This is a genomic window from Actinopolymorpha sp. B11F2 (assembly GCF_040195635.1).
In the GTDB taxonomy this organism is placed as follows: Bacteria; Actinomycetota; Actinomycetes; order Propionibacteriales; family Actinopolymorphaceae; genus Thermasporomyces.
The window spans coordinates 22,219-28,428 of record NZ_JBEFTX010000030.1 but is presented as its reverse complement, the minus strand read 5'-3'; the positions used below and the strand labels follow the sequence as shown (position 1 = coordinate 28,428).

Annotated in this window: 8 protein-coding genes and 1 pseudogene; 4 read left to right on the top strand and 5 right to left on the bottom strand. The window is 66.4% G+C overall.

The window, feature by feature from the left end; genetic code table 11:
- The first annotated feature begins 242 nt into the window (after window positions 1–242).
- Both ABN034_RS33090 and ABN034_RS33085 read left to right on the top strand, forming a co-directional pair.
- Window positions 243–785, top strand: a complete 543-nt coding sequence (locus tag ABN034_RS33090) for an HIT family protein (protein ID WP_349694895.1) — start codon at window positions 243–245, stop codon at window positions 783–785.
- 263 nt (window positions 786–1,048) lie between these two features.
- Window positions 1,049–1,960 (top strand): phosphotransferase family protein, encoded by a 912-nt coding sequence (locus ABN034_RS33085; protein ID WP_349694894.1) that lies wholly within the window; start codon window positions 1,049–1,051, stop codon window positions 1,958–1,960.
- Between the two features lie 332 nt (window positions 1,961–2,292).
- Here ABN034_RS33085 and ABN034_RS33080 read toward each other — a convergent pair whose 3' ends face one another.
- The 4 genes and pseudogenes from ABN034_RS33080 to ABN034_RS33065 all read right to left on the bottom strand — a co-directional run bounded on the left by ABN034_RS33080 (window position 2,293) and on the right by ABN034_RS33065 (window position 3,992).
- On the bottom strand, window positions 2,293–2,574 hold the full coding sequence (locus ABN034_RS33080) for a hypothetical protein (RefSeq protein ID WP_349694893.1): 282 nt from the start codon (window positions 2,572–2,574) through the stop codon (window positions 2,293–2,295).
- A gap of 68 nt (window positions 2,575–2,642) precedes the next feature.
- A pseudogene (locus ABN034_RS34755) lies at window positions 2,643–2,948 on the bottom strand (ATP-binding cassette domain-containing protein); the annotation flags it as partial.
- A gap of 141 nt (window positions 2,949–3,089) precedes the next feature.
- Window positions 3,090–3,503 carry a hypothetical protein gene (locus ABN034_RS33070; RefSeq protein WP_349694891.1) on the bottom strand — a complete coding sequence of 138 codons (414 nt, stop codon included), beginning with the start codon at window positions 3,501–3,503 and terminating at the stop codon, window positions 3,090–3,092.
- A 27-nt stretch (window positions 3,504–3,530) separates the two neighbouring features.
- A complete protein-coding gene (locus tag ABN034_RS33065; protein ID WP_349694890.1) occupies window positions 3,531–3,992 on the bottom strand; it encodes an ABC transporter ATP-binding protein in 462 nt (153 codons plus the stop codon).
- Window positions 3,993–4,082: 90 nt separating this feature from the next.
- Here ABN034_RS33065 and ABN034_RS34750 point away from each other — a divergent pair, with 90 nt between their 5' ends.
- Window positions 4,083–4,460 carry a dihydrodipicolinate synthase family protein gene (locus ABN034_RS34750; protein ID WP_502879139.1) on the top strand — a complete coding sequence of 126 codons (378 nt, stop codon included), beginning with the start codon at window positions 4,083–4,085 and terminating at the stop codon, window positions 4,458–4,460.
- Between the two features lie 226 nt (window positions 4,461–4,686).
- Window positions 4,687–5,430 carry a class I SAM-dependent methyltransferase gene (locus tag ABN034_RS33060; protein WP_349694889.1) on the top strand — a complete coding sequence of 248 codons (744 nt, stop codon included), beginning with the start codon at window positions 4,687–4,689 and terminating at the stop codon, window positions 5,428–5,430.
- Window positions 5,431–5,550: 120 nt separating this feature from the next.
- Here the strand turns inward: ABN034_RS33060 and ABN034_RS33055 are convergent, their stop codons facing one another.
- A complete protein-coding gene (locus tag ABN034_RS33055) occupies window positions 5,551–6,192 on the bottom strand; it encodes a 3'-5' exonuclease (protein WP_349694888.1) in 642 nt (213 codons plus the stop codon).
- Between the last annotated feature and the right edge of the window lie 18 nt (window positions 6,193–6,210).

Here is a 6,210-nt window from a genome sequence, read left to right as displayed (position 1 = left end):
GCCAACCACGTTGTCGCCTTTCAATCAAAGCGATCGCAGGACGACATCGGCCGCGCGAGTATCACCACTCTAACGCCGGACTACAACGCCGAGGACGAGGCATACGGGTGTCCGGCGAGGGAGCTCCCGCGGGCCATGGGTGGTCCGCAGCACGGCGATCCGATGGCTGCGGGCAGTCAAGGAGGACGCAATGTCGGCGGTCATGATCACGCAGGTGATCGTCAACAGTCGCCACTCGTCACATGGCACACTCCTTGGTCATGGCTGTAGGCGATGCCCGGGACGGCGGTCGAAGTCAAGAACCCTCCAGTGGCAGTGGCTCGGTTTGGTCGAGACCGCAGGACTGGCAAGATCGAAAGTCGACGGCTGCATGCCCGATCTGTCGCGATGGCGGCCCCACGAACGTGTTGGTCGAGTTCGCCGCATCGGTCGCGTGCGCTGGGCCGAGCGCTCCGTTGCCGGGCTATGTGTGCATGGTTGCCCGGCGCCACGTGGTAGAGCCGTTCGAACTGCCCGGGCTGGAGCTTCGCCAGTTCTGGGACGAAGCCATGCTCGTAGCCCGAGCACTGAACACCCTCTTCACACCCGCCAAGATCAACTACGAGATCCACGGCAACACGATGCCCCACCTCCACATGCACCTACACCCGCGGTTCGCCGGCGACCCGTACGTCGGTGGACCGATTAGCTGGCGCGCATCATTCGACCGATCTCCACAGGACCGGCAAGCCATCGCGGACGCCATAAGGCGCGAGCAAACGGCGACGGTTGAGTCGCAGCGCTGACGCTGTGATCAACTCGCTCGATGTCGTCCCATGCCATGCCCGTTAAGGGAACCGTGCCGGGCGTCGGGAGCCGATCCCTCAACGGACGGGCCCGTCGACGGCGGCCAGTCCCTCCGCCGGCAGTCGTAGTCGAGATGAGTGCCCTCGTTGTGCGTTTCCTTGGCTGGGAACCCATATCCCTGACAAGAGGTGTCGGGGAGATGCGTTAGCTTCACCGTCACCTGTGCCTAGTGCGCTCCCTATCCTGCTGAGGACGGTCGGCAATGAGTGACAATGCCACAGCCAAACCGGCCACGACAGAGCACCACGCCCTGGTCGCGGAGATCAACGAGCGCACAGGTCGAGGTCTGGTCGTTACGGGAATGGCCGATCAGGGTGAGACCGGCGGGGCGGTCTTCGTCCGCTGGCCGGATGGACACGATGGGGTCGTCACCCGCTCGTATGACGCCGGCCTGGACGCGATGCGTCGTACAGCCGAGGTGTTGTCGATGCTTCGCGGCCGAGGACTGCCCGTACCTCGCCACGAGCTGGTCGTCCAGCTTGACAACGGGGTCGTCGGCGTCGTCCAAGAACGCCTGCCTGGCACGCCACCACACCGCACCGACGCCGACATGATCAATGCGGTTCTAGCGATGAACGAGCGGTTCGCCGGCCTGCTCACCAGCCGCCCCGACGTACCCGTGCCACCATTGCATCTGCGGCATAGCGGCCCAGAGTTTCCCAGGCACGAGACCCTGGCGGGCTACAACGACCGCAGCCGGCGGCTACTCAAGATCATCCGCGAGGTTGGCGCCGCTCCCGTGCACGAGATGATCGGTGACGACCTTGTCCACACCGACTACACCATCCCCAACGTGCTCGTCGACGACTCCGGAAAGATCACCGGCGTGGTCGACTGGAACTTCGGTGTCGCAAGGGGCGACCGACACTTCGGCCTCATCAAGCTGCGCTTCGACCTCGCCTGGGCACGCCTCGATCCCACTGGCGGACACAACGGCGTTCAGCAAGAAGCGATCGACCACCTCGACAACTACCTCGCCGCAACGCTCGAACCTGACCTGCTCCGGATGTACTGGGCACACTGGACCCTGACCATGCTGCACTGGACCATCCGCGCCGGCGAACCCGACGTCATCGACTTACATCTTCGGCTGGGCGAGAGCCGCCTGAGCTGAGCCTCGCGGCGACAATCACATCGACGTAGGGCTGAGTCCACCACCGAACGCGTTGATGCTCAAGAGCACCGACGCCGGCCACGTAGCTGGAGGAGACTCCATCCATGTCGCCGTCCGCGAGCCGGAACCCTGGCCGGGCGTACGGAAGCGGATCTCCCCATCCGTACGCGGGAGGGTTCCCCATACGGACCTTGCCAATCCTGCGACCCAATCGAGGGTCGTGGGTCAACGACGCAGCAAGCAGCGGCAGCGAGATTGCCCGAAACCAGGGCGTCCAGGTCCGGGCGCATAGTGTGAGGTCGCTCCCTCCGAGCCGGTACCGGCGTGCGGCGTCAGGCGTCGATGTAGGCGCGGGACTGTACCTCGTACATCTGCGCATACCGCCCGCCGAGCGCCACGAGTTCGACATGACTCCCCTGCTCAACTAGCCGGCCCTCGTGGAGCACGAGGATCCGGTCGGCGGAGCGTACCGTCGAGAAGCGGTGGGAGATGAGGACGACGGTCCGGCCGGAGCACAGGTCGCGGATGGTGTCGAAGAGCGCGGCCTCGGCCTCGGCGTCCAACGAGGCGGTGGGTTCGTCGAGGACGACGAACGATGCGTCGCGGAACAGCACGCGGGCGATCGCGACCACTGCCCGACCGACAGATCGGCGCCGCCGTCGACTTCGACGCCGAGTGGGGTCTCGAACCCGTTCGGAAGGGCTCGGAGGAACTCGGCGGCCCCGGCATGGTGGGCGGCGTCCTCGATGCCGCTCCGGTCGGTCAGGCGTGCCACGTCGCCCAGGCCGATGTTGTCTGCGGCCGAGAACCAGTAGCGGCCGAAGTCCTGGAACACCACGCCGACCTGCGATAAGCCGCCGTCGTTGGTCACCGCGGACAGGTGTCGGTCGTCCCACCAGATCGTTCCGGCGGTGGGCTCGTACAGGCCGCAGAGCAGCTTGGCCAGCGTGGTCTTGCCGGAGCCGTTGTGGCCGACGACCGCGACGATCTCGCCGGCGGCGATCTCGAAGCTCACCTGGTCGAGCGCCTCGCTCGATGCCGCCGACGGATAGGTGAATGACACCCCGTCCGCTCGGAGCCTAGTGAACGGCGCAACCGAGACGGGGAGCCCAGGTCGCAGCCGCTCGGCCTAGGCACGTAGCTGCATGAACTCGTCGAGGTGCAGCCCGTGTTCGAGGGTCTGACCGAGATTCGTCGCGCCCTGTTGTGACCGGTTGGCGAGCAGGAGAACGGCGACACTGGCTGTGGCGGCCGCACCGAGGGAGAGATCGCCACGACGGACGAAGAACAGCACGACGAGCAGTACGCCGCCGAGGACGACCGAGCCTACGAGGCTCCCGGCGGCCGACCGTCGGACGAACCGGCGGACGAGCTCCCGGATGCCCGCGATCCGCTCGTCGTACAACCGCGTCCACTGGTCCAGCAGGTAGGGGGCGAGCCGGTAGGCCCGGACCTCGGGCGCCGACTCTCGGTCGCGAGTGATGCGCTGGATGTGGAAGCGCGACCGGTCGTTTGGTGTGTTGCCGAAGCTGAAGGAGTACATCTCCTCGCTGTTGGTCTTGCCTACCAACTACAGCGGCACGCAGGCGAGCAACGTGATCGGCACGAGCAACGGGCTCACGATGGCCAAGCCAACCGCGACTCCGATGGCCCCGACCAGGGATCCGAGCAACTGGGGGACAGCCATCGCGAGCGCGATCGGGCTGCGACTGCCGAACTGGGTCGCCCGCTCCACGTAGTTGTGGAACTCCGGCGAGTCCAGCTCCCGCAGCGGTACGTGCGCCGTCAGGCGCAGCACCACTTCGTCGCAGTAGCGGACGGTCTGCTCCGCGAGTAGCCGATGCATGCCCGCACCCGCGGCCCCGGCGAACGAGACGATCGCGGCGACCCCGAGCGCGGCCACGACCAGCCACCAGATCCGGGCTGACACGGTGGTGTCGGCGCCGTGGGCGAGCAGCTCCTGGAGCAGCTCGTTGCCGATGAGCAGCAGCACAGCGACACCGAGCCCTGAGAGGGCGAACAGGCACACCACGGCGACGAACGCCCCGCGGCTGGCCGCCGATACCAGCGCGACTGCCCGCAGGAGTGACGGTACGGGGCCCCGCCGTACACTCTTGAGCTTCTGGCGGACCTGCCGGCCGAGTTCGCGATGCTGGGCGGCGACGACGCCTTCATCTCACCACTGCTGGCACTCGGTGCACACGGCGGCGTCTTGGCTTCTGCACACGTGGCCACGGCACGGTTCGTCGAGTTGGTCGACGCGTGGCGTGGAGACACCGCCGCCCGTGCTCGAACGCTTGGTCACCACCTGGCCGCAATCTCCAGTGCGATGTTCGCCGAGCCCAATCCCACCGTAATCAAAGCGGTCCTTCATGCCCAGGGCCGCATCCCAACTGCCGCAGTGCGCCTACCACTCCTGCCCGCCGGTCCCGATGCCGCACAGTCAGCACTACGACACGTTGACACCCAGGGTCACGCCATCGCCGGCGCACGAAGCTAACTGCCCCAGGCGTCGAGCCCTGACGGTGCGTAGATCGTCCCCGCGCGCAGACCCGTGCAGAGTTCAAGACTGCTGTCGGCCAGCGTCGGGAACTGCCGCTGGCCTGCTCGTCGTGTCGCTTCACGTCGACCCCGGCCAGTCTCCGTCGGCCGGCTTGGCTGTACGGATGGCTGTACGGCGAGGTTGTGAGCACGGCGAAGCGATCAGACCTGCCAGGATGGGCCGCATGTCTTCTGACCTTGAGCACTCGTCCCGGGCTGCCGGCCAGGCTCTGGCCAACGACTACGACAGCTTCGCCGAGGCGTACGCGGCCGAGACCGAGTCCAACCTCATCAACGGCTACTACACCCGGCCGGCGATACTGGACCTGGCCGGAGACGTGGCCGGGCGGCGGATTCTTGACGTCGGCTGCGGAGCCGGCCCCCTGCTCGCGGCACTGCGCGATCGCGGCGCCATAGTGACCGGCATGGATCCCAGCGCCAAGATGCTGGACTTGGCCCGGCAGCGGCTCGGCGATGGCACGGCCCTACATCAGGGCGGTCTGGGCGCCGATCCTCTGCCGTTCCCCGACGCCGCGTTCGACGATGCCGTCGCCTGCCTGGTCCTTCACTACCTCGAGGACTGGAAGGCACCACTCGCCCAGTTGCGACGCGTGCTCGTACCCGGCGGCCGACTCATCGTGGCCGTCAACCATCCCTTCGCCTACCGTCTGATCAGGCCCGAAGGCGACTACTTCGCGACCGAACGGTGGTCCGACGAGTACACCTTCAACGGCCAAGCCGCCGTGCTGACGTACTGGCACCGACCACTGCACGCAATAACCAACGAGTTCACCGCAGCCGGCTTCCGGATCGCCGTCGTGAGCGAACCACCTCCCGCACCCGGTGCCCGCGAGGCGTTCCCCGACCTCGTGACATCCCCCTCAGGGTCCTTCCTGTGCTTCCTGTTCTTCGTCCTCGAGGCTTCCTAGTGCGACTGTGCGCAACGACCGGGGCGAACGTAGGCTGATAAGGCACGAGCCGCCATCCCACCACCCGCGAACCGGAACCGTTCGGGTTCGTAACACGAACGGTGTTACGGACCCCAGGCTTTAGAACAGGGAGGTCTGTTGGGGTCTGGAGGCCTGTGGTGTTAGGCCGGCGATCTTTAGGGCGTCTTTGCCAGTTTTCCAGTGGCCTTGGCTGACGCCGAGGCCCCAGAGGCGTCGGAACAGTTGCGCTGTCGCGTGGACGTCGGGCATGGCGCGGTGCCGGTTGATTGGTCTGGGGATTCGCAGTTGGAGGAGGAGTTGGTCCAGGTTGTAGGACCCGACGCCCGGTAGGACGGCCTTGGCCATCCGTACTGTGTCGAGGAATGGGGTTGTGGAAAGCGCTGGGCAGTGTTCACGGTGCCGATAGATCATTCCTGCCTCGACCGATGCGTGGTGCGCGACCAGTAGGCAGCGGCTATTTGGAAGCCAGATGTCGATGGCCGTGAAGACGTCGGCGGGTGGCCGTGCGGTCTGCACGTCGGCGGAAGTGATCCCTTTTAGCACGGTGTCGAACGGCGTCACTGGCGCATCGTCGGGCGGTCGGATGAGTTCCTCGAAGGAGGCTTCCGACGTGGCCGAGTCGCCGGCCGGGTTGAGGACGAGGGCGGCCACTTCGATGGGCGCCGACGGTCGACCGGGCGGCGTGGTGCCCTCGAAGTCGATGACGACGTACCTCACATCGTCCGGGGTCAGGTCGTCCATGTACATCCTCGGTGGTGG